This window comes from Janthinobacterium sp. P210006, from assembly GCF_036231885.1.
Lineage (GTDB): Bacteria > Pseudomonadota > Gammaproteobacteria > Burkholderiales > Burkholderiaceae_D > Janthinobacterium > Janthinobacterium violaceinigrum.
This window is the reverse complement of record NZ_JAZARD010000001.1, coordinates 190,819-209,858: the sequence shown is the minus strand read 5'-3', so window position 1 is coordinate 209,858 and position 19,040 is coordinate 190,819. Positions and strand designations below refer to the sequence as shown.

General features: G+C 62.4%; 20 protein-coding genes. 9 read left to right on the top strand and 11 right to left on the bottom strand.

Annotated features, from left to right (window positions below; genetic code table 11):
* Positions 1-136: 136 nt before the first annotated feature.
* The 5 genes from dnaK to VPH41_RS00935 form a co-directional block, all read right to left on the bottom strand.
* Positions 137-2,080 (bottom strand): molecular chaperone DnaK, encoded by a 1,944-nt coding sequence (gene dnaK / locus VPH41_RS00955; protein WP_152282079.1) that lies wholly within the window; start codon positions 2,078-2,080, stop codon positions 137-139.
* Positions 2,081-2,171: 91 nt separating this feature from the next.
* The gene (gene grpE / locus VPH41_RS00950; protein ID WP_034745977.1) at positions 2,172-2,708 is read right to left on the bottom strand and encodes a nucleotide exchange factor GrpE; all 537 of its coding nucleotides are present in this window, start codon (positions 2,706-2,708) and stop codon (positions 2,172-2,174) included.
* Positions 2,709-3,051: 343 nt separating this feature from the next.
* Positions 3,052-4,161 (bottom strand): ferrochelatase, encoded by a 1,110-nt coding sequence (hemH, locus tag VPH41_RS00945; protein ID WP_328568670.1) that lies wholly within the window; start codon positions 4,159-4,161, stop codon positions 3,052-3,054.
* Between the two features lie 149 nt (positions 4,162-4,310).
* Positions 4,311-5,978, bottom strand: a complete 1,668-nt coding sequence (recN, locus tag VPH41_RS00940) for a DNA repair protein RecN (protein ID WP_328568669.1) — start codon at positions 5,976-5,978, stop codon at positions 4,311-4,313.
* 47 nt (positions 5,979-6,025) lie between these two features.
* Complete coding sequence (locus VPH41_RS00935; protein ID WP_226938801.1) at positions 6,026-6,985, bottom strand: NAD kinase; 960 nt, start codon at positions 6,983-6,985, stop codon at positions 6,026-6,028.
* Between the two features lie 263 nt (positions 6,986-7,248).
* Here VPH41_RS00935 and VPH41_RS00930 point away from each other — a divergent pair, with 263 nt between their 5' ends.
* The 4 genes from VPH41_RS00930 (at position 7,249) to gloA (ending at position 9,933) form a co-directional block, all read left to right on the top strand.
* Positions 7,249-7,515: a hypothetical protein gene (locus VPH41_RS00930; protein ID WP_328568668.1), complete on the top strand. Its 267-nt coding sequence runs from the start codon at positions 7,249-7,251 to the stop codon at positions 7,513-7,515.
* Between the two features lie 51 nt (positions 7,516-7,566).
* Positions 7,567-8,877, top strand: coding sequence for a PQQ-dependent sugar dehydrogenase (locus tag VPH41_RS00925; protein ID WP_328568667.1), 1,311 nt, complete (start codon positions 7,567-7,569; stop codon positions 8,875-8,877).
* A gap of 101 nt (positions 8,878-8,978) precedes the next feature.
* Complete coding sequence (locus VPH41_RS00920) at positions 8,979-9,401, top strand: OsmC family protein (RefSeq protein ID WP_099666323.1); 423 nt, start codon at positions 8,979-8,981, stop codon at positions 9,399-9,401.
* Positions 9,402-9,525: 124 nt separating this feature from the next.
* Complete coding sequence (gene gloA / locus VPH41_RS00915; RefSeq protein WP_010401713.1) at positions 9,526-9,933, top strand: lactoylglutathione lyase; 408 nt, start codon at positions 9,526-9,528, stop codon at positions 9,931-9,933.
* Between the two features lie 4 nt (positions 9,934-9,937).
* Here the strand turns inward: gloA and VPH41_RS00910 are convergent, their stop codons facing one another.
* Positions 9,938-10,843 carry a LysR substrate-binding domain-containing protein gene (locus VPH41_RS00910; protein WP_328568666.1) on the bottom strand — a complete coding sequence of 302 codons (906 nt, stop codon included), beginning with the start codon at positions 10,841-10,843 and terminating at the stop codon, positions 9,938-9,940.
* A 92-nt stretch (positions 10,844-10,935) separates the two neighbouring features.
* On the opposite strand from VPH41_RS00910, the gene VPH41_RS00905 reads away from it, so the two are divergent.
* Entirely contained in the window at positions 10,936-11,403 is a 468-nt protein-coding gene (locus tag VPH41_RS00905; protein ID WP_328568665.1) for a DMT family transporter, read from the top strand.
* Between the two features lie 66 nt (positions 11,404-11,469).
* Here VPH41_RS00905 and VPH41_RS00900 read toward each other — a convergent pair whose 3' ends face one another.
* From VPH41_RS00900 to VPH41_RS00885, 4 genes are all read right to left on the bottom strand, one after another.
* Positions 11,470-12,810, bottom strand: a complete 1,341-nt coding sequence (locus VPH41_RS00900; RefSeq protein ID WP_152282086.1) for a TolC family outer membrane protein — start codon at positions 12,808-12,810, stop codon at positions 11,470-11,472.
* Positions 12,811-12,951: 141 nt separating this feature from the next.
* Complete coding sequence (locus VPH41_RS00895) at positions 12,952-13,275, bottom strand: rhodanese-like domain-containing protein (protein ID WP_152254893.1); 324 nt, start codon at positions 13,273-13,275, stop codon at positions 12,952-12,954.
* Between the two features lie 13 nt (positions 13,276-13,288).
* Positions 13,289-13,939, bottom strand: a complete 651-nt coding sequence (locus VPH41_RS00890; RefSeq protein ID WP_152254892.1) for a protein-L-isoaspartate O-methyltransferase family protein — start codon at positions 13,937-13,939, stop codon at positions 13,289-13,291.
* Positions 13,940-14,109: 170 nt separating this feature from the next.
* Positions 14,110-14,760: a TetR/AcrR family transcriptional regulator gene (locus VPH41_RS00885; protein WP_328568664.1), complete on the bottom strand. Its 651-nt coding sequence runs from the start codon at positions 14,758-14,760 to the stop codon at positions 14,110-14,112.
* 553 nt (positions 14,761-15,313) lie between these two features.
* Between VPH41_RS00885 and VPH41_RS00880 the strand changes: the two genes are divergently transcribed.
* Together VPH41_RS00880 and VPH41_RS00875 are read left to right on the top strand one after the other, a co-directional pair.
* Positions 15,314-16,183: a head GIN domain-containing protein gene (locus VPH41_RS00880; protein ID WP_328568663.1), complete on the top strand. Its 870-nt coding sequence runs from the start codon at positions 15,314-15,316 to the stop codon at positions 16,181-16,183.
* A 72-nt stretch (positions 16,184-16,255) separates the two neighbouring features.
* Positions 16,256-16,558 (top strand): YkgJ family cysteine cluster protein, encoded by a 303-nt coding sequence (locus tag VPH41_RS00875; RefSeq protein WP_328568662.1) that lies wholly within the window; start codon positions 16,256-16,258, stop codon positions 16,556-16,558.
* On the opposite strand, the gene VPH41_RS00870 is transcribed toward VPH41_RS00875, so the two are convergent.
* Complete coding sequence (locus tag VPH41_RS00870; RefSeq protein WP_328568661.1) at positions 16,555-16,803, bottom strand: hypothetical protein; 249 nt, start codon at positions 16,801-16,803, stop codon at positions 16,555-16,557. The genes VPH41_RS00875 and VPH41_RS00870 overlap by 4 nt on opposite strands.
* 147 nt (positions 16,804-16,950) lie before the next feature.
* On the opposite strand from VPH41_RS00870, the gene VPH41_RS00865 reads away from it, so the two are divergent.
* Both VPH41_RS00865 and VPH41_RS00860 read left to right on the top strand, forming a co-directional pair.
* Entirely contained in the window at positions 16,951-17,724 is a 774-nt protein-coding gene (locus VPH41_RS00865; RefSeq protein WP_152254888.1) for a DeoR/GlpR family DNA-binding transcription regulator, read from the top strand.
* Positions 17,725-17,757: 33 nt separating this feature from the next.
* On the top strand, positions 17,758-18,906 hold the full coding sequence (locus VPH41_RS00860; RefSeq protein ID WP_328568660.1) for an MFS transporter: 1,149 nt from the start codon (positions 17,758-17,760) through the stop codon (positions 18,904-18,906).
* Positions 18,907-19,040: the final 134 nt, after the last annotated feature.

Genomic DNA, 19,040 nt, shown 5'->3' with positions numbered 1-19,040 from the left:
TGATGTAAAAATTACACGAAAAAGCCGAGTCGAGTGCTGCGCTAGGCGCAGCGACTCGGCTCGGCCGGTCTTCGCGGCTAATCCCGCGATGTAGCGTTCAGCCCGGCTGCCCCCAGTTCATGGGAGCGCAAGACAATTACTTGCTGTCTTTGACTTCTTTGAAGTCAGCGTCGACAACGTCGTCTTGCTTGGCGCCTGCATCGGATGCGCCAGCAGCTTGCTGTGCACCTTCCGCGCCGCCGGCAGCTTGCTGCGCTTGCATGTCGGCATACATTTTTTCGCCCAGTTTCTGCGATGCGCTCGACAGTGCTTCCACCTTGGCGTCGATCTCAGCCTTGTCGCCCGCCTTGATGCTTGCTTCCAGGTCGGTGATCGCCGCTTCGATCTTCTCTTTCTCGCCCGCGTCCAGCTTGTCGCCGTATTCGGTCAAGGATTTCCGGGTCGAGTGTACCAGAGCATCGGCCTGGTTGCGCGACTCGGCCAATTCTTTGACCTTCTTGTCTTCTTCCGCGTTCAACTCGGCGTCTTTCACCATCTTCTGGATTTCCGCCTCGGTCAAGCCGGAATTGGCCTTGATCGTGATCTTGTTTTCCTTGCCGGTGGCCTTGTCTTTCGCGCCGACATGCAAGATGCCGTTGGCGTCGATGTCGAAGGTCACTTCGATCTGTGGCGTACCGCGTGCTGCTGGCGGGATGCCTTCCAGATTGAATTCGCCCAGGCCCTTGTTGCCGGCGGCGATTTCGCGCTCACCCTGGAAGACCTTGATGGTCACCGCAGGCTGGTTGTCGTCGGCCGTCGAGAAGACCTGGCTGAACTTGGTCGGAATCGTCGTGTTTTTGTGGATCATCTTGGTCATCACGCCGCCCAGGGTTTCGATACCCAGGGACAGAGGAGTAACGTCCAGCAACAGCAAGTCCTTGCGTTCGCCCGACAGGACCGAACCCTGGATCGCTGCGCCCACGGCGACGGCTTCGTCCGGGTTCACGTCCTTGCGTGGTTCCTTGCCGAAGAATTCCTTCACTTTTTCCTGCACCTTCGGCATACGGGTCATACCGCCGACCAGGATGATGTCATCGATGTCCGACACTTTGACGCCCGCATCTTTGATAGCGGTGCGGCAAGGTTCCATCGTTGCCGTGATCAGCTCTTCCACCAGCGACTCCAGCTTGGCGCGGGTCATCTTCAGGTTCAAGTGGACCGGTGCGCCGTTCGCCATGGCGATGTAGGGCTCGTTGATCTCGGTCTGTTGCGACGACGACAGCTCGATCTTCGCGCGCTCGGCCGAAGCCTTGATGCGCTGCAGGGCGATCGGGTCTTTTTTCAGATCGATGCCGTTGATCTTCTTGAACTCGTCGATGATGTAATCGATGACGCGCTGGTCGAAGTCTTCGCCGCCCAGGAAGGTGTCGCCGTTGGTCGACAGCACTTCAAATTGTTTCTCGCCATCTACATCGGCGATTTCGATGATCGACACGTCGAACGTACCGCCACCCAAGTCGTACACGGCGATTTTACGGTCGCCTTTTTCAGCCTTGTCCAGGCCGAATGCCAGCGCTGCCGCGGTTGGCTCGTTGATGATGCGCTTGACGTCCAGGCCAGCGATACGGCCGGCATCCTTGGTAGCTTGACGCTGCGAGTCGTTGAAGTACGCAGGCACGGTGATGACGGCTTCGGTGACTTCTTCACCGAGGTAGTCTTCTGCCGTTTTCTTCATCTTGCGCAGTACTTCAGCCGAAATTTGCGGCGGCGCCAGTTTTTTGTCGCGTACGCCGATCCATGCATCGCCGTTGTCGGCTTTCATGATTTGGTACGGCATCAGCGCGATGTCTTTTTGCACTTCTTTTTCGTCGAACTTGCGACCGATCAGACGCTTGACTGCGTACAGCGTGTTTTTCGGATTGGTCACGGCCTGGCGTTTCGCTGGCGCGCCGACGAGAATTTCGCCATCTTCTTGATAAGCAATAATCGACGGCGTCGTGCGTGCGCCTTCAGCGTTTTCGATTACCTTTGGTTGACCGTTTTCCATGATGGAAACGCAGGAATTCGTGGTTCCCAGATCGATACCGATAATTCTACCCATGATTTTTTTCCTTTTATTTGCTAGATTTCAGATGGTTCTTATATGTGGCAAAGCGGCATGGTTTCAAGGCTTGCTTGATGCCGCCCTCTGATTATTTTGCTTGCGCGGTCGTTACAATGGCTGGACGCAGCAGGCGGTCCGCAATCATATAGCCCTTTTGCAGGACTGACACGATGGTATTGGCTTCCTGGTCCGCTGGCACCACGGCAACGGCCTGGTGTTTCATCGGATCGAGCTTCTCGCCCTGCACTGGCAAGACTTCCACCAGGCGGTTGCGCTCGAACGCGGCGTTCAATTGCTTCAGGGTCATCTCGACGCCTTCTTTCAGCGACTCGATGGTCGGTGCTTCCACCGTCAGCGCCGTTTCCAGGCTGTCTTTCACCGGCACCATGGCTTCGGCAAAGCTTTCCACTGCGAATTTATGCGCTTTAGCAACATCTTCCTGCGCACGGCGGCGAATGTTTTCGCCATCGGCCTTGGCGCGCATGAAGGCATCGTGCATCTCTGCAAGACGCGCTTCGGTACTCGCCAGCTGCTCTTCCAAAGTAGGCTCTGCGGGAGTCGATGGGGCAGTCGCCGCGGCGTCCGCTTGCGGATTAGGTACAGCTTGGTTTTCCTGATCTTGCATCTAGAAAGCTCCTACAATCAATGACTTAAATGAGTTAGTCTAACTATCTTTACAACACTAACGGGCAGATGGGGCTATATCCTATTGTTTCAAGGGGTATTCATGGCAAAACCGGGGATTACCTCGTTCCATGTTACAGCTTATTACAAAGCGCTTCCCGTTTCGGGCAGCGATCCGTGCGCACCCCCTTGATTTTCCTGGCTTCCCACGGCAAAGCGGGCATTCTACCAGTCCCGCCGCCGCCATCGCCACTGGCAGCGTTGCTATCTGGATAGTTCCGTGGCCACGCCAGACATGACAAAGCCGCGCAAGCGCGGCTTTTTATTGCATAAAAATAATTATTTCAGTTCGCGGCGCCCAGCGCCAGGGCCGCCGCGCGCGCCTGCTCGCCCGCTTTCCTGTCGCCCTCGCGCTGCGCCGCCGTCTTCATCGTCGGCCAGCCGATCATGTGTTGCTCGGCAATTTCTGCCAGTCCCGCGATCCAGGCCGGCGTTTCATTCAAGCAAGCGATGTAATGAAACTGCTGGCCGCCGGCCGTTTCGAAATCATGCTTGGCTTCCATCGCGATCTCTTCCAGGGTTTCCAGGCAATCGCTGGTAAAGCCTGGGCACAGCAAGTCGACGCGCTTGATGCCCTGTTGCGCCAGCGCCACCAGGGTGGGCGCCGTGTACGGCTGCAGCCATTCGGCCTTGCCAAAGCGCGACTGGAAAGTCACCACATATTGCTCTTTGGTTAATTTCAACTTGTCCGCCAACAAGCGCGCCGTTTTCAGGCATTGGCAGTGATACGGGTCGCCCAGCAGCAAGGTGCGCTTGGGCACGCCATGAAAGCTCATCACCAGTTTTTCCGGACGACCATGCGCTTCCCAGTGGTTCAGCACGGAATCGCGCAAGGCGTCGATATACGTGTCGTGCTCGTGGTACTGCTTAATAAAACGCAATTCCGGCACATTGCGCACCGTGGCGTAATGGGCAAACACGGCGTCGTAGATGGAGCCTGTCGTCGTACCCGAATATTGCGGATAAGCGGGCAAGATGGCGATGCGCTCGCAGCCTTCGCTTTTCAAGGTGGCCAGTACCTCGGGCAAGGAAGGCGAACCGTAGCGCATGGCCATGGCCACCGTGACGCCGTCATGGCCCCGTTCGGTCAGGGCGCCGGCCAGCAGTTTTGCCTGCTTTTGCGTGTGCACTTTCAGGGGCGAGCCTTCGCGCGTCCAGATCGACGCATATTTCTTGGCCGACTGTCCCGAGCGGAATGGCAGGATGATCAGGTTCAAAATGAACCACCAGACGGCGCGGGGAATCTCCACCACGCGCGGGTCCGACAGGAATTGTTTCAGGTAGCGCCGCACGGCCGACGACGTGGGCGCATCGGGCGTGCCCAGGTTGACCAGCACCACGGCGCTGCGGTCGATGCTGCCATGCGTGTACGGCGGTTCTGTTTGAAATGACATGAAGGCTCTTTGAAGGCGTTGGATGGATAGCCACTTATTATAGTTGCATTGAGTTAATAGCGAGGCACTGGGGTCAGACCCTCAATGCCGCTAACGCCAAGCTCAGCGCTAACGCATCCGGGGGTCTGACCCCGGATTTAAGCCTGCGTTTAAATCGCCAGTAACTCGCGCGCATGCTTGCGCGTGGTGGCCGTGATTTCCAGGCCGCCCAGCATGCGCGCCACTTCTTCCACCCTGGCCTTGGCGTCGAGCATGTCGATGCGCGACGCCGTCTTGCCGTTGTCCAGGGTGCTTTTTGCCACTTGGAAATGCTGATTCGCCTGGCTGGCCACTTGCGGCAAGTGGGTCACGCACAGCACTTGCCGTCCCTGTCCCAGGCGTTTCAGCAAGCGTCCCACCACTTCGGCGACGGCGCCGCCGATGCCGCTGTCGACCTCGTCGAAGATCAGGGTGGGCGTGGTGGTGGCGTGCGAGGTAATGACGGAAATGGCCAGCGCGATGCGCGCCAGTTCGCCGCCGGACGCCACTTTTGCCAGCGAACGGGGCGCCGTGCCCGCATGGCCGGCGACGAGGAACTCGACCTGCTCGAGTCCGTGGGCGGCCGGTTCGCAGGGATTGAGGGCAATCTCGAAGCTGCCGCCCGTCATGCTCAATTCCTGCATGGCGCGCGTGACGGCTTGCCCCAGTTCCAGCGCGGCGGCGCGGCGCGTGGCGGACAGGCGCTCGGCCACGCTGCGGTACTCGGCCTCGATCTTCGCTTCCTGGCGCAGCAAGCCTTCGATATCGGAAGCGTCGGCCAAATGCTGCAGCTTTTCCGACAGCTTGGCGTGCTCGTCGGGCAATTCTTCGGGCGTGACGCGGAATTTGCGGGCCGTGCTGTGCATGGCTTCCATGCGCGCGTCGAGCTGGTGCAGGCGCTCCGGGTCCAGCTCCACGCGGTCCAGGTAATTGTTGAGCGCATACACGGATTCCTGCAGCTGGATGCGCGACGATTCGATCAGGTCGACAATCGGCTGCAATTCCGCATCGACGGACACCAGTTTGCCCAGCTTCTGGTTCAAGGCCGACAGTTGCGACACGATGGGATGGTCTTCCGACTCGGAAATAATCGACAGGGCTTCCTGCGCCCCCTCCAGCAGGCTGGCCGCGTGCGACAGCCGGCTGTGCTCGTTCGTGATGTCCGTCCACTCGCCGGGCTTGGCGGCCAGTTTTTCCAGTTCGCCCACTTGCCATTCCAGGCGCTCGCGCTCGTACAGCACGTTGGCGGCATTCGTTTCGAATTCTTCGCGCTGGCGCACGAGGGCGCGCCAGCGCTTGTGCAGCGCCGCCACCTGCCGCGCATCCTGCTCCGCGCCCGCTTCGCGTGCCGTCGCCTGGCCGTCGAGCAGGGCGCGCTGCGCTTCGCTTTTCAGCAAGGACTGGTGCGCGTGCTGGCCGTGGATGTCGACCAGCATGTCGCCCAGTTCGCGCAGCTGCGCGGCCGTGGCGGGGATGCCGTTGATGTACGCCTTCGAGCGGCCCGCATTGTCGATGACGCGGCGCAACAGGGCGCCGCCATCGTCGTTGGCGAATTCGTTGGCCGCCAGCCACGCCTGCGCTACTTCGCTGACGGAGAAATCAGCCGTGATGTCGGCCTTGGCCGCGCCTTCGCGCACCACGCTGGCATCGCCGCGCCCGCCCAGCGCCAGGGTGAGCGCATCGATGAGGATGGACTTGCCGGCACCCGTCTCGCCCGTCAGCACGCTGAAGCCGGCGGAAAATTCCAGTTCAATGGTATCGACAATGACAAAATCGCGAATGGACAGTGTATGGAGCATGGCTTCTGTGGTTGGGCGGCGAACCGCGGGTTAGCGTGGAGAAAATGTTAGCTGAGCTTGCCCTCGCCCGACGGGTACTCATTCCAGTGCAATTTTTCACGCAGGGTGTTGTAGTAACTCCACCCTTCCGGATGCAGGAAGGTAATCGTGTGCGGCGAACGGCGGATGAGGATGCGGTCTTGCTGCACCAGGCTGGCAAAAGTCTGCATGTCGAAATTGACGCTGATATCGCGCCCGCGCACGATTTCCACGACGATCTGGCTGGAATCGGGCAGCACGATGGGACGGTTCGACAACGCATGCGGGGCGATCGGCACGAGCACGATGCCGCCCAGGGTCGGGTGCAGCAGGGGGCCGCCGGCCGACAGCGCATAGGCGGTCGAGCCCGTGGGCGTGGCGATGATCAGTCCGTCAGAGCGCTGGTTGTACATGAAGTGCCCGTCCACCTCGACGCGCAATTCCGCCATGCCGGCGCCACCGCCGCGCGAGACGACGACATCGTTGACGGCCATGCCCACGTGAATCGACTCACCGTCGCGCAGCACGCTGCCTTCGAGCAAGGTGCGGCGTTCGGCCTTGAAACGGCCGCCGAGAATTTGCGCCAGCACGGGCAGCATGCGCTCAAGCGGAATATCCGTCATGAAGCCCAGGCGTCCTTGATTGATACCGATCAAGGGTACGTCGAATGGCGCCAGCTGGCGCGCAATGCCCAGCATGGTGCCGTCGCCGCCCATGACGATGGCGCAATCGGCGGCGGCGCCGATCTCGGCTGGCGACATGGCGCGCACGCCGGGAAACGCCAGGTTCAGGTGGGCGGCCGTCTCCGCTTCAAATACGACCGTGTGGCCCAGCACTTGCAGGAAATCCACGATGCTTTTAACGGGCTCGGCAATGCCATCCGTATTCTGGCGCACGACCAGGGCGATGGTCTTGGCGCCCAGGTTGAAGCGCTCGCCCGGGGCTGGCAAGGTCGCGGCTGGCTGTTCGGCATGTGTATCGACGGGCATAAGAGTCTCGGAAAATAAATTCAGTGGCAAGCCGCCCCAGGCAGTCGCGTCGCACGCCGCCATCGCATGATACTGTATATATGCACAGTATAGTGCGGCTGCCGTGTGCCTGCAAGGGGCGTTCTTGGTGTTGCACGCAGTGTAGCGCAGAAAAAGAATCGTCCATGCGTGCGCCAGCGCTCCCAGCGTGGACAAATCCGCTTGCGGGCGGCCCGGTGCGGCAGGACACTGATTCCACATCATTTTTACTGTCAGGAGGCCATATGGCTACCCAGCCAAGCGAGCGCAAGATCAATACCGATGAAAAGGTCCGCAATGACGGCGTCGACCGCCTGCCGCACGAGCGCGATGAATCGCCCGATGCGCAAAACGTGCGCCCGCGCAAAATCATGCAACAGGCGGCCAGCGATCTGGAACGGGGCCTGGTCGATACGGACCGGCACGCCCAGCCCGGCGTGGAAAAGGTCAAGCCTGCCGCGCCGCAGCAGGCCCGCCCCGACGCACAGCTGGAACCAAAGAAGGCGCGCTGACTCCAACTGTCACGCGCTGCTGCTCGCATTGCTAGTGTTATGGAGTACGCCATGCACCGTTACGCCTGTTCCTTCCTGCTGGCCGCTGCCTGCGGCGCACACGCCGCCCACGCCCAGGCACCTGCCATGCCCATGGGCTATGGCCCGCAACCCGTCCTGCCCGCGCCGGACAAGCAATTGATTCCCACCGTCAACGTGGCGCCCGTGCAGCGCTGGACGGCCGCCCAGCGCCCTGCGGTCGCGGCCGGCCTGACCATCCACGCGTATGCGCGCGGCCTCGACCATCCGCGCTGGCTGTATGTCTTGCCGAATGGCGACGTGCTCGTGGCAGAAACGAATGCGCCGCCCAAGCCTGACGACAGCAAGGGCATCAAGGGCGCCATCATGCAGATGCAAATGAAAAAGGCGGGCGCCGCCACGCCCAGCGCCAACCGCATCACCCTGCTGCGCGGCGTCGACGCGAACGGCATGGCGCAAACGCGCAGCGTGTTCCTGCAAGGCTTGCACTCGCCATTCGGCATGGCCCTGGTGGGCAACGAGCTGTACATCGCCAATGCCGATGCCTTGATGCGCTTTCCTTACGTCACGGGACAAACGGCCATCACGGCGCCGGGCGTCAAGGTCATGGATTTGCCCGGTGGCCCCATCAATCACCACTGGACCAAGAACGTCGTCGCCAGCGCCGATGGCAAATTTCTCTACGTGTCCGTCGGCTCGAACAGCAATGTGGGCGAAAACGGCATGGGGGCCGAAGACGGCCGCGCCGCCATCTGGCAATACACGCGGGCCACGGGCAAGGCAAAAGTCTACGCCACGGGCTTGCGCAACCCCGTGGGCCTGGCCTGGCAACCAGCAACGGGCGCCCTGTGGACGGCCGTCAACGAGCGCGACGAACTGGGCAACGATCTGGTGCCGGACTACATGACCTCGGTCAAGGAAGGCGCCTTCTATGGCTGGCCCTACAGTTATTTCGGCCAGCACGCCGATGCGCGCGTCACGCCACCGCGCCCCGAACTGGTGGCCAGGGCCATCGCGCCCGACTATGCGCTGGGCGCGCATACGGCCTCGCTGGGTCTGGCATTCTATGACGGCGCCTTGCTGCCCGCGCGCTACCGGGGCGGCGCCTTCATCGGCCAGCACGGTTCGTGGAACCGCAAGCCTTTCAGCGGCTACAAAGTCATTTATGTGCCCTTCGCCAACGGCGTGCCCAGCGGCCCGCCACAGGATGTCGTCAGAGGCTTCCTGGACGGAAACGGCAAGGCGCAGGGGCGTCCCGTCGGCGTGGCCGTCGACAAGCCGGGCGCGCTGCTGGTGGCGGACGACGTGGGCAATGTCATCTGGCGCGTGACACCGGCGCCGTGAACGTATTGACGCCGCGCATGCTCCTTCTGTGTGACGCAACGAACGGAAGCGCAAAGGGGGGACGCGCATGATGGACGCTCGAACCACGCAAGGAGTACATCATGAAAAAAACAGGATCGGCCGTCTGGAGTGGCGGCCTTAAAGATGGTAAAGGTTTCATTTCGACCCAAAGCGGCGCGCTCGACAATGTGGCCTACGGCTTCAACACGCGCTTCGAAGACGGTCCCGGCAGCAATCCCGAAGAACTGATCGGCGCGGCCCATGCCGCCTGCTTCACGATGGCCCTGTCCGGCCAGCTGGGCGAGGCGGGCCTGCGCGCCACGGCCTTGAAAACCACGGCCGATGTCAGCCTGGAAAAAATCGATGGCAGCTATGCCATCACGGCCGTGCACCTGACCCTGGTGGCCAGCATTCCCGGCGCCACCGACGAAGCATTCCAGGATGCGGCCCTGCGCGCCAAGCTCGGCTGCCCCGTGTCCAAGCTGCTGGCCACGGAAATCACCCTGGACGCCCATCTGGAGTAAATCCGGGCGCATCGACGCCGCCGTCCGCCGCCCCTGCGCCGGCGGGCGGCTGGGGCGGTCTCGGCACGAAAGCCGTAAAACGCATAAAATCCTGCCATTCCCCTATCATCATCAAGGATTTACGATGCGTATTTTGCACACCATGTTACGGGTCGGCGACCTGCAGCGCTCCATCGATTTTTACACCAAGGTCCTGGGCATGAAGCTGCTGCGCACCAGCGACAATCCCGAATACCAGTACACCCTGGCCTTCGTCGGCTATGGATCGAACCCCGACCACGCGGAACTGGAACTGACGTATAACTACGGCACCACCAGCTACGAGCTGGGCACGGCCTACGGCCACATCGCCATCTCGGCCGACGATATCGTCGCCGCATGCGATGCGGCGCGTGCAAATGGCGGCAACGTCACGCGCGAACCGGGCCCCGTCAAAGGCGGCAACACGGTCATCGCTTTCATCACCGATCCGGACGGCTACAAGATCGAATTGATCGAGCGCAAGTTCGACGGCCAGGGCGGCGGGCTGTAAGACGTCAACCTGGCTCCGCGGCCGTGGCGATGGCCGCGCGCAGCCAGGCAATCCCCGCATCGCCGTCCGTGCGCCGGTGCCGTATCGCTTCAAACGCAAACGGTGCGATGGCAAATGGCGCGGCATGCCGTGCCAGCCCCTGCGCCGCGCTGCCGCGCAAGGCGCGCCGGGCCACCGTCAAAATCAAATCCGTTCCCATCAGCACGTCCGGTGCGACCGTCCAGTACGGCACGCGCACGGCGATGCGGCGCGCCAGCCCCAGCTGGGCCAGCGCCGCGTCGACTTCAGCGGCCATGCCGCCTTCGCTGGACGCCACCAGTACATGGGGGCGCGCCAGGTACGTGTCCAGGCTCAATGTTTCGCCGGCACCCAGGCTGGCCGGGTCCAGCGCGCACACAAACGTTTCCTCAAACAAGGTTTCCCTGTGCAACTGTTCGGGCAGTTGCGGGAACACGCCCAGCGCCACGTCGATGTCGCCATCCTGCACGCCAGCCACCACGGCAGGACGGCTGGCGTAACTGACGGCCACGTCGATGCCGGGCGCCTCCCTGCGCAAGCGGTGCAGCAAGGCAGGCAGGATCAAGGCCGCGCCATAATCGGACATGGCCAGGCGAAACACGCGCTGCGCCGTGGCCGCCTCGAAAACGGCGCCACCGAGCACGGAACGCACGCTTTGCAGGGCTTCTGCCAGGGGCCGCGCCAATTCCAGCGCGCGCGCCGTGGGCTGGAAGCCCCCCTTGCCGCGCAGCAGCAGTGGATCGCCCAGCAAGTGGCGCAAGCGTGCCAGTGCATGGCTGACGGCAGGCTGGCTCATGTGCAAGCGTTCCGCCGCGCGCGACAGATGGCGTTCGCTGAGCAACGCGTCTAGGATCACCAGCAGGTTCAAATCGACGGCGCGCAGATTATTCATTTGCTGCATAGTTGAATGACAAACTACGAATTGGCTTTAATCATGACAGCATAATACGATGACTCCATCAATTCAAAGTAATGGAGTCAAACATGCATGGATGGATTACCCTGTTTGCCCCGCTGGCCATGCTGGCGGGTGCCGTCGTCCCGTTCCAGGCGGGCGCGAATGCCGCGCTGGGCCGCAACCTGGGCCACCCGCTGTGGGCCACGCTCGCTTCGCTGGCTGTCAGCGCCGTGCTCGCGTCGCTGCTGATGCTGGTCTGGCGCGTGCCGGCGCCCGATGTCCACCTCGCCGTGCGCGGACCGGGCTGGTCCTGGCTGGGCGGCGCTGCCGGCGTGTTTTATATTACGGCCGCACTGATGCTGGCGCCGCGCATGGGTTCCGGCCCCTTCATGGCGGCCGTCATCGGCGGACAAATGCTGGCCGCGCTGGCCATCGACCGCTACGGCTTGCTGGGCTTTGCCGTCAAGCATATTTCTCCGCTGCACTGGGCGGGCGCGGGCCTGGTGGTCGCCGGCGTCGTGCTCACGCAAATGGCCAACAGCCGCGCCGCGTGACGCTGCGCAAGACGAAAAAAAACCAGCGCCGTTGCCGGTGCTGGTTGTGCTCTGCCGAATACGGGATTATTTTTCCAGCAAGGCGTTGACGGGCATCAAGTCCGTTTCCTTCAGGGTACCGGCCGCCGACTTCAGGCGCAAGCCGTTCATGATGGTGTCATAGCGCGCCTTCGACAGGTCTTTTTGCGTCGAGAACAATTGTTTCTGCGCGTTCAAGACGTCGATATTGATGCGCACGCCCACTTGATAGCCGAGCTGGTTCGATTCCAGCGCCGACTTGCTCGACACTTCCGCCGCTTCCAGCGCCTTGACTTGCGCCAGGCCGCTGTTGACGCCCAGGAAAGCCTGGCGCGCGCCTTGCGCTGCCGTGCGGCGCGCCGTTTCCAGGTCGTTGCGGGCCTTGTTTTCCAGCGCGATCGATTCGCGCACCTTGCTGGTGACGGCAAAGCCGCTGAAAATCGGGATGCTCCACTGCACGCCGATGGCATTGTTGTTGGTGCCGTTGCCATTGCCGCCGCCGGAAGAATAGGTATGGCCCGCGTTGGCGATCAGGTCCAGGGTCGGATAGTGGCCGGCGCGGTTGCGGCCGATGTCGCGCTTGGCCGATTCCACATTGAACTGCGACGTGACGACGCCATAATTTTGCTCTTCGGCCGATGCCACCCACGGCTCGACGGCAGCCGGTTCCGGCGCGCTGAGGACCACGCCCGTGCGCATGGGCGCCAGCGAGGTCGGCGCTTCGCCGATGATGGTTTGCAGCGCGCTGCGCTTGTTGGCCAGGTCGTTGATGGCGGCAAATTCCTGCGCCACCACCAGGTCGTACGCCGCTTGCGCTTCATGCGTGTCGGTAATCGTTTGCGTGCCGACTTCGAAGTTGCGCTTGGCCGATGCCAGCTGCTCCGTCGTGGCGACTTTTTGCGCTTGCGTGGCGCCCAGGTTGTCCTGCGCGCTCAGCACGTCGAAATACGCCTGCGCCACGCGCGTGATCAGGTCTTGCTGCACCTGTGCAAATTGCGCTTCGGCAATCGCCTGCGCCAGCTTGCTTTGCTGATAGGTTTCCCAGCGATCCCAGCGGAACAGCGGTTGCGCCAGGGTCAGGTTGTAGGCATTCGTACGCACATTCACGGACGGCGAGGTGATCTTGTTGCCGCCATTATTCTGGACGATCTGTTCCTGATTGCCACGCGTATTGCTTCCCGAAGCGGACACTTGCGGCAGCAAGCCGGCCAATCCCTGCGGAACCCGCTCCATCCCGGCCGACAGGGCCGCGCGCGCGCTGGCATACTGCGCGTCATTGGCCAGCGCCTGCTGGTACACCTGGATGAGATCGGCCGCCTGCGCTTGCAGCGAGCATGTCATCGAGACAAAGGCGCTGGTCATCAGCACGGCGATAAGGGGTTTCCGCATTGCATTTCTCCGTTGGAGTCGTCAAAAGTTGATGGAATCAAAAATCTGCTACCGCTTGCCCTGCGCCCGCCGGATGAGCGGGGTACAGGCCTCCGCAGGCATGCAGGAAAACATGCCTGGGTGCATCTACTGCAAAATAACTTAGTATTTAGGCATGGCGCTGTCGACTTGCAGCGCCCAGGCATGCACGCCGCCCGTCAAATTACTGATCTTGCCAAAGCCATTGCGCTCCAGGAAGGCCGCCACTTGCATGCTGCGCGCGCCGTGATGGCAGATGCAGACGATCTCGGCGTCTTCATCGAGGTCATCGATGCGCGCAGGAATCGAGTTCATCTGCATCAAGGTGGCACCCTCGAGGTGGCACAGGTCGAACTCCCACTGTTCCCGCACGTCCAGCAGGAACGGACGGGGGCGGGAAGGGTCAGCCAGCCAGGCGGCCAGCTGCGGTGCACTCAAATGCTCCATCGAATCGGTCGCCTCAGAACTGGAAATGCGACGGTGCCACGGCTTGCAGCGGCGTGACATTGGTTTCAAACAGCTTGCGCGTGTCGTAAGCCTTGTCCGAGCTGCGCGTGATCAGATGCGCCGACATGATCGGCGCTTCGCCGATGATGGCCAGGATGCGGCCGCCGACTTTCACTTGCTGCAACAGCGCTTCCGGCAACACGGCCAGGGCGCCGGAAACGACGATCACGTCGTACGGCGCGCCCTTGCTCCAGCCCTGGGCGCCATCACCCAATTCCACGGTCACGTTCGTCACGCCGTTGGCGGCCAGGTTCTGCTCGGCCAGCGCTTTCAATTGGGGAACGATTTCCACGCTCGTCACGTGTCGCGCCTTGTGCGCCAGCAAAGCAGCCATGTAGCCGCTGCCGGTGCCGATTTCCAGCACATTTTCATGCTTCTTGACGGCTACGTCTTGCAAGATGCGCGCTTCCAGCTTCGGCGTCAGCATGCATTCGCCGCCGCCCAGTGGAATTTCGGTATCGACGAAGGCCAGGTTTTTATAGGCGGCCGGCACGAAATCTTCACGTTTGACCACGTTCAACAGCTCCAGCACGTCGATATCCAGTACGTCCCATGGACGGATCTGCTGTTCGATCATATTGAAGCGGGCTTGTTCGATATTCATCTTTGGACTCGGTAAGTGAAGTAATAATCCGCCATTTTATCGTTGAACTGGCTGAAAGCACATGTTAACCATAAAGGCGGGGAATGGAGGAAATTTGCGACGATCTGCAGATTTGGGGGGGCGAACCTTGGAAAAGGGGCAACTGAACGGTATTGGCCAGACCCGGCGCATCAGCTTTTCCCGGGCTCCTCCACCTGCAGGCTGCGCAAGCTCATGTCGATAAACGCATCCATGTAGGCCAGCGGATCGATATTCTTGACCTCGCACGGCAGGAAGGAGTGCGTCCACATCATGAGCATGGTGACGGGCGCGCTGAGGATGGTGCTGATCAGCACAGGATCGACCTGGCGGAATTCTCCGCGCTGCATGCCCCGTTCCAGCAGGCTGACAATCAGCGCATTTCCGCGCGTGACCACCTCTTCGTTGTAAAACTGCGCCAGTTCGGGGAAATTGTTCGCTTCGGCCAGCATCAGCTTGGTCAAGCCGGCCAGCTTGGTGGCGCCGAACTCTTCCCACCACTGCATCATCACCTTGCGCAACAACTCGGCGCTGCTGCTGTCCGAGGCGGCCATGCTGTCTTCCGCCTCGCCGATCGATTGCACGATATTGTCGCGCACCACGGCCTTGAACAGCTCCTGTTTATTCTCAAAGTACAGGTACAGGGTGCCTTTCGACACGCCGGCCCGCTTGGCCACATCCTCCAGGCGCGTCGACGCGAAACCCCGTTCGACAAACAGGTCGAGGGCAGCAGCGAGCAATTCCTGCGGGCGGGCATCCTTGCGCCGCTCCCAGCGGGGCTTGGTATCAATCGGGGCTTGCATGTATCATTCCAAGTAACTTACTTTTGAGTCATTAATAGTAGACCTGTCTACAGGTCAGGTCAAGCGCTGGCCGCCGGCGCAATGCTGGACATGTTGCCGTACAACACAAGCATTGTACCCGCAGCACCGGGGCCATCCGCGTGGCGGCCCCCTGCCTGCTCCCGGCGCGGCAAACTGCATGAAGGCATGCCGGATTTCAAACGCCTAATTCATGCAATCTTGCACCGGCACCCATACGGCTCATAGTATACCAACGCGTCAGCCTGCCCGACGACGGTGCGCTACGCCTGCATGCAGCATCGCGCCAGGGATTGCCCACCAATGCGCTGCACACGGACGACGATCTTATCCGGGCCCCGACGCGCCAGCGCCCATTCCAGGCGCGGCCCCGGGCGGAGCAAAATGCAGTTCATTCCGTGTTTTACGCAGTTCGTCGCATTTCCATTCAGGCCACTTCGTCGCTTTGCTATCTTGTCATCGACAGCACGGCAGCCGCGGCGCGGCAGCCGGCTTTTTTCTTGTCCCGAACTAAAACAATCATAAAGGAAACACCATGCGTACCTTGCTGGCCCTGTGCTGTGCCGTTGCCCTTGGCGGTTGCGCCATCGTCATCAACCCCAACGATGGCGACGTACGCTATGCCGACTCGGGCGGCAATGCCATCCAGGGCAACGAGCAAGTGAGCCGCGACGTGCGCCAGGTCAGCACCATCACCGCGCTCGACATCGACAGCATGAAGCGCATCGATATGAAGATCGACGTGCGCGTGGGTCCGGCAACATCGCTGGTGATCGAAGCGGACAGCAATCTGCAGCCGCGCATCCACAGCGAAGTGAGCGGCAACACCCTGCGCATCTGGAGCGATGCGAACATTCGCAGCAGCAATGGCATTCACGTCATCTACACGACGCCGCAATTGAGGAAGATCAATATCTCCGGCTCCGGCCGCCTGGTGGTCAGCGGTTTCAATGGCGAGGATTTCAGCCTGGAACAGCGCGGTTCGATGAAGAGCGAACTGTCGGGGACTGTCGGACGTTTCGACGTGGCCAACAACGGCTCGGGCAGCATCAACGCGGCAGCCCTCGTCAGCGGCAACACGGACGCGGTGCAGAACGGCTCGGGCAGCATCCAGGTGGGCAGCGTGCGCGGCGAACGCATCAACGTGGCGGTCAACGGCTCGGGCAACATCAGCGCCAGCGGCACCGTACAGCGCCTCGACGCCAACGTCAATGGCTCCGGTGACATCAACCTGGCCGCCCTGCGCAGCGACGTCGCCTATCTGGCAAGCAACGGTTCCGGCGACATCGATGTCACCGTGCAAAATGAAGTCAATGCCCGCGCCAGCGGTTCCGGCCGCATCACCGTGCATGGCGATCCTGCCCGCCGCACCCTGTCGGGCAAGCGCGTCAGCATCGTGCGCTAGGCGCGCTGCCCGCAACGCGCGGGGGCCGGCTTGCTATACTGTCGGCCCCTGATCCTTTTCCAGCCCACCGCCATGCCGTCCCCCGCCGCTACCCTGGCATGCCGCCCATCCTGCGGCGCCTGCTGCACCGCACCGTCCATCACCAGCCCGATTCCCGGCATGCCGGATGGAAAACCGGCAGGCGTGCGCTGCGTGCAGCTGGCCGACGACAACCGCTGCAAGATCTTTGGCCGGCCGGAGCGGCCCGCGTTTTGCGGCGGCTTGCAGCCATCCGAGGACATGTGCGGCAGCAGCCGCGAACATGCCATCGGCTGGCTGGCAGAGCTGGAACGGCTGACGGCGCCCTGCTCGCCGGCGCCAGCCTTCTCCCTCTAGCGGCCATCCTCGGCGGCGGCCGATGCGTCCTCCGCATCGCGCAGGCGCTTGTATTCCAGCAGCATGGCCAGGCCCAGATAGATCAACAGCAGGGACAGGGAATCGCGCGCGTCGCCCCAGTCCAGCGCGCTGTGGCGCATCCAGTGCATGACATTTAAAAACAATACGGCAGCCAGCATTCCCCATGCATGGCGGCGCAGGGCACGGCCCAGCACGGTGGCCAGCAACGATGTATGTAACAGCACGGTGTTCCTTTACCCAGTCTATTTTTTACAACACTAACAGAAATTATGTCTTTCTGGCAATTATCGACCAGCGACGACATCCGGCTTGACTCCGATTGCACGTTTGCGTATATTCATGCACATTCCTGCACGTTTCAAGATGACTCCATGTCCGCCACCCTGCTCCTCAAACAACGCCATGCGCTGATCCAGCAACAATTGCAGGCCGACGGCCGCGTGCTGGCGCTGGACCTGGCGCGCCAGCTCGACGTGTCGGAAGACACGATACGGCGCGACTTGCGCGAGATGGCGGCAGCCGGCCTGTGCCAGCGCGTGTATGGCGGCGCCCTGCCGCTGGCGCCCGACGCCGGCTCCACCTTAAGCCAGCGCAAGCAGGAAGCGCCGGAGCGCAAGGCGCGCCTGGCGCAAGCTGCCGTGTCGCTCGTGCGCGCAGGGCAGGTGCTGTTTCTCGACGCGGGGTCGACCAACCTGGCCATCGCCAGCGCCTTGCCCGAGTTAGCGCTCACTGTCATCACCAATGCCCCATCCATCGCCATGCTGCTGATGGAACGCCCGGAAATCGAGCTGATCATGGCTGGCGGCAGGGTCGACCGCCGTGCCGGCGCCAGCCTGGGCCCGCAGGCCTTGCGCACGGTCGAGCGCATGCATCCCGACCTGTGTTTCCTCGGTGCCTGCGGCGCCGATGCGGAGGCGGGCGTGACGGCGTTCAACTACGACGAGGCCGAATTCAAGCGCAGCATCGCCGGCGCCAGCAAGGCGGTGGTCGTGGCCGTCACCAGCGACAAGCTGGGCACGGCCGCGCCCTTCGGCGTGCTGGCCACGGGCTTGCTGCAGCACCTGGTGCTGGAAGCCGATGCCGATGCCGCGCATGCGGCCGCCTTTGAACGGCAGGGCGTGCAGGTTTTGCGCGCCCGCGCCTGACTTTATCCATCCCGACTCTTGAAAAGCTCCCCCATGCAACTCACCGGTACCCTGCAACAACGCGCCACGCGCCTGGTCTTTTTCGCTGCCGGCCTCGGCATGGCCGCCTGGGCCCCGCTGGTTCCCTACGCCAAGTCGCGCCTGAGCCTGGACGAGGCGACCCTCGGCATTTTGCTGCTGTGCCTGGGCGCCGGCTCGCTGTGCGCGATGCCGTTTACGGGCATGCTGGCGGCCCGCTTCGGCTGCCGCAAGGTCATCGTCTGCGCCGGCCTGCTGCTGACCGCCATTCTGCCCGGCCTGGCGCTGGCGGCCACGCCGCTGCAGCTGGGCCTGGTGCTGCTGGTGTTCGGCGCGGCCATGGGCACGTTTGACGTCGCCATCAACATCCAGGCCGTGATCATCGAAAAAGCCAATGGCGGCGCCATGATGTCGGGCTTTCATGCGCTGTTCAGCGTGGGCGGCTTTGCCGGCGCCGCCTGCATGGCCCTGCTGCTGTGGCTGGGCCTGACGCCGGCCTGGTCGTGCGTGGTCGTGATGCTGCTGCTGTGCGGCGTGCTGAGCGCGGCGCAAGGCCATCTGCTGCCGACGGCGTCCAGTTCGGGCGAGAAGACGCCGCTGTTCGTCATGCCGCACGGCGCCGTCATCTTCATCGGCCTGCTGTGCTTTATCGTCTTCCTGGCCGAAGGCGCCATCCTCGACTGGAGCGCCCTGTTCCTCACCACCACGCGCGGCGTGGAGGAAACCAAGGGCGGCCTCGGCTACGCCGCCTTTGCCATCGCCATGACGGTGGGCCGTTTCACGGGCGACAAGGTGGTCAGCCGCTTTGGCGGCAAGCGCGTGCTCACTTTTGGCGGCCTGTGCGCAGCAGCAGGCTTCTTCCTGGCCGTGCTGGCGCCGCACGCCAGCCTGGCCATGCTCGGCTTCGTGCTGATCGGCCTGGGCGCGGCCAATATCGTGCCCATCCTGTTCACTGCGGCAGGCAGCCAGCATGCCATGCCGGCCAGCCTGGCGGTGGCAGCCATCACCACCATCGGCTACGCGGGCATCCTGGCCGGCCCGGCCGTGATCGGCTTTGTCGCCCACGCCACCAGCCTGAACATCGCCTTCGCCATGCTGGGCGCCGCCCTGCTGCTGGTGGCAGCCAGCGCGCGCCTGGTGGCGCCGGCAAAACAAGTATCCTGAACCCTCCTCCTGCCTGTCGGACGGCGCTAAAAAAGCGCCGCCCGACTGCGCCCAAATAAGGTCCGCGGGCCTGCGGCATGGTAAGCTTCGACCCCGCGCACATTGCTGGCGCCACGCGGTCATCCCATCCTGTC

Bases quoted from the DNA above. Each gene is read 5' to 3' on its own strand.
- dnaK (WP_152282079.1), bottom strand. From the start codon at position 2,080: ATGGGTAGAATTATCGGTATCGATCTGGGAACCACGAATTCCTGCGTT.
- grpE (WP_034745977.1), bottom strand. From the start codon at position 2,708: ATGCAAGATCAGGAAAACCAAGCTGTACCTAATCCGCAAGCGGACGCC.
- hemH (WP_328568670.1), bottom strand. From the start codon at position 4,161: ATGTCATTTCAAACAGAACCGCCGTACACGCATGGCAGCATCGACCGC.
- recN (WP_328568669.1), bottom strand. From the start codon at position 5,978: ATGCTCCATACACTGTCCATTCGCGATTTTGTCATTGTCGATACCATT.
- VPH41_RS00935 (WP_226938801.1), bottom strand. From the start codon at position 6,985: ATGCCCGTCGATACACATGCCGAACAGCCAGCCGCGACCTTGCCAGCC.
- VPH41_RS00930 (WP_328568668.1), top strand. From the start codon at position 7,249: ATGGCTACCCAGCCAAGCGAGCGCAAGATCAATACCGATGAAAAGGTC.
- VPH41_RS00925 (WP_328568667.1), top strand. From the start codon at position 7,567: ATGCACCGTTACGCCTGTTCCTTCCTGCTGGCCGCTGCCTGCGGCGCA.
- VPH41_RS00920 (WP_099666323.1), top strand. From the start codon at position 8,979: ATGAAAAAAACAGGATCGGCCGTCTGGAGTGGCGGCCTTAAAGATGGT.
- gloA (WP_010401713.1), top strand. From the start codon at position 9,526: ATGCGTATTTTGCACACCATGTTACGGGTCGGCGACCTGCAGCGCTCC.
- VPH41_RS00910 (WP_328568666.1), bottom strand. From the start codon at position 10,843: ATGAATAATCTGCGCGCCGTCGATTTGAACCTGCTGGTGATCCTAGAC.
- VPH41_RS00905 (WP_328568665.1), top strand. From the start codon at position 10,936: ATGCATGGATGGATTACCCTGTTTGCCCCGCTGGCCATGCTGGCGGGT.
- VPH41_RS00900 (WP_152282086.1), bottom strand. From the start codon at position 12,810: ATGCGGAAACCCCTTATCGCCGTGCTGATGACCAGCGCCTTTGTCTCG.
- VPH41_RS00895 (WP_152254893.1), bottom strand. From the start codon at position 13,275: ATGGAGCATTTGAGTGCACCGCAGCTGGCCGCCTGGCTGGCTGACCCT.
- VPH41_RS00890 (WP_152254892.1), bottom strand. From the start codon at position 13,939: ATGAATATCGAACAAGCCCGCTTCAATATGATCGAACAGCAGATCCGT.
- VPH41_RS00885 (WP_328568664.1), bottom strand. From the start codon at position 14,760: ATGCAAGCCCCGATTGATACCAAGCCCCGCTGGGAGCGGCGCAAGGAT.
- VPH41_RS00880 (WP_328568663.1), top strand. From the start codon at position 15,314: ATGCGTACCTTGCTGGCCCTGTGCTGTGCCGTTGCCCTTGGCGGTTGC.
- VPH41_RS00875 (WP_328568662.1), top strand. From the start codon at position 16,256: ATGCCGTCCCCCGCCGCTACCCTGGCATGCCGCCCATCCTGCGGCGCC.
- VPH41_RS00865 (WP_152254888.1), top strand. From the start codon at position 16,951: ATGTCCGCCACCCTGCTCCTCAAACAACGCCATGCGCTGATCCAGCAA.
- VPH41_RS00860 (WP_328568660.1), top strand. From the start codon at position 17,758: ATGCAACTCACCGGTACCCTGCAACAACGCGCCACGCGCCTGGTCTTT.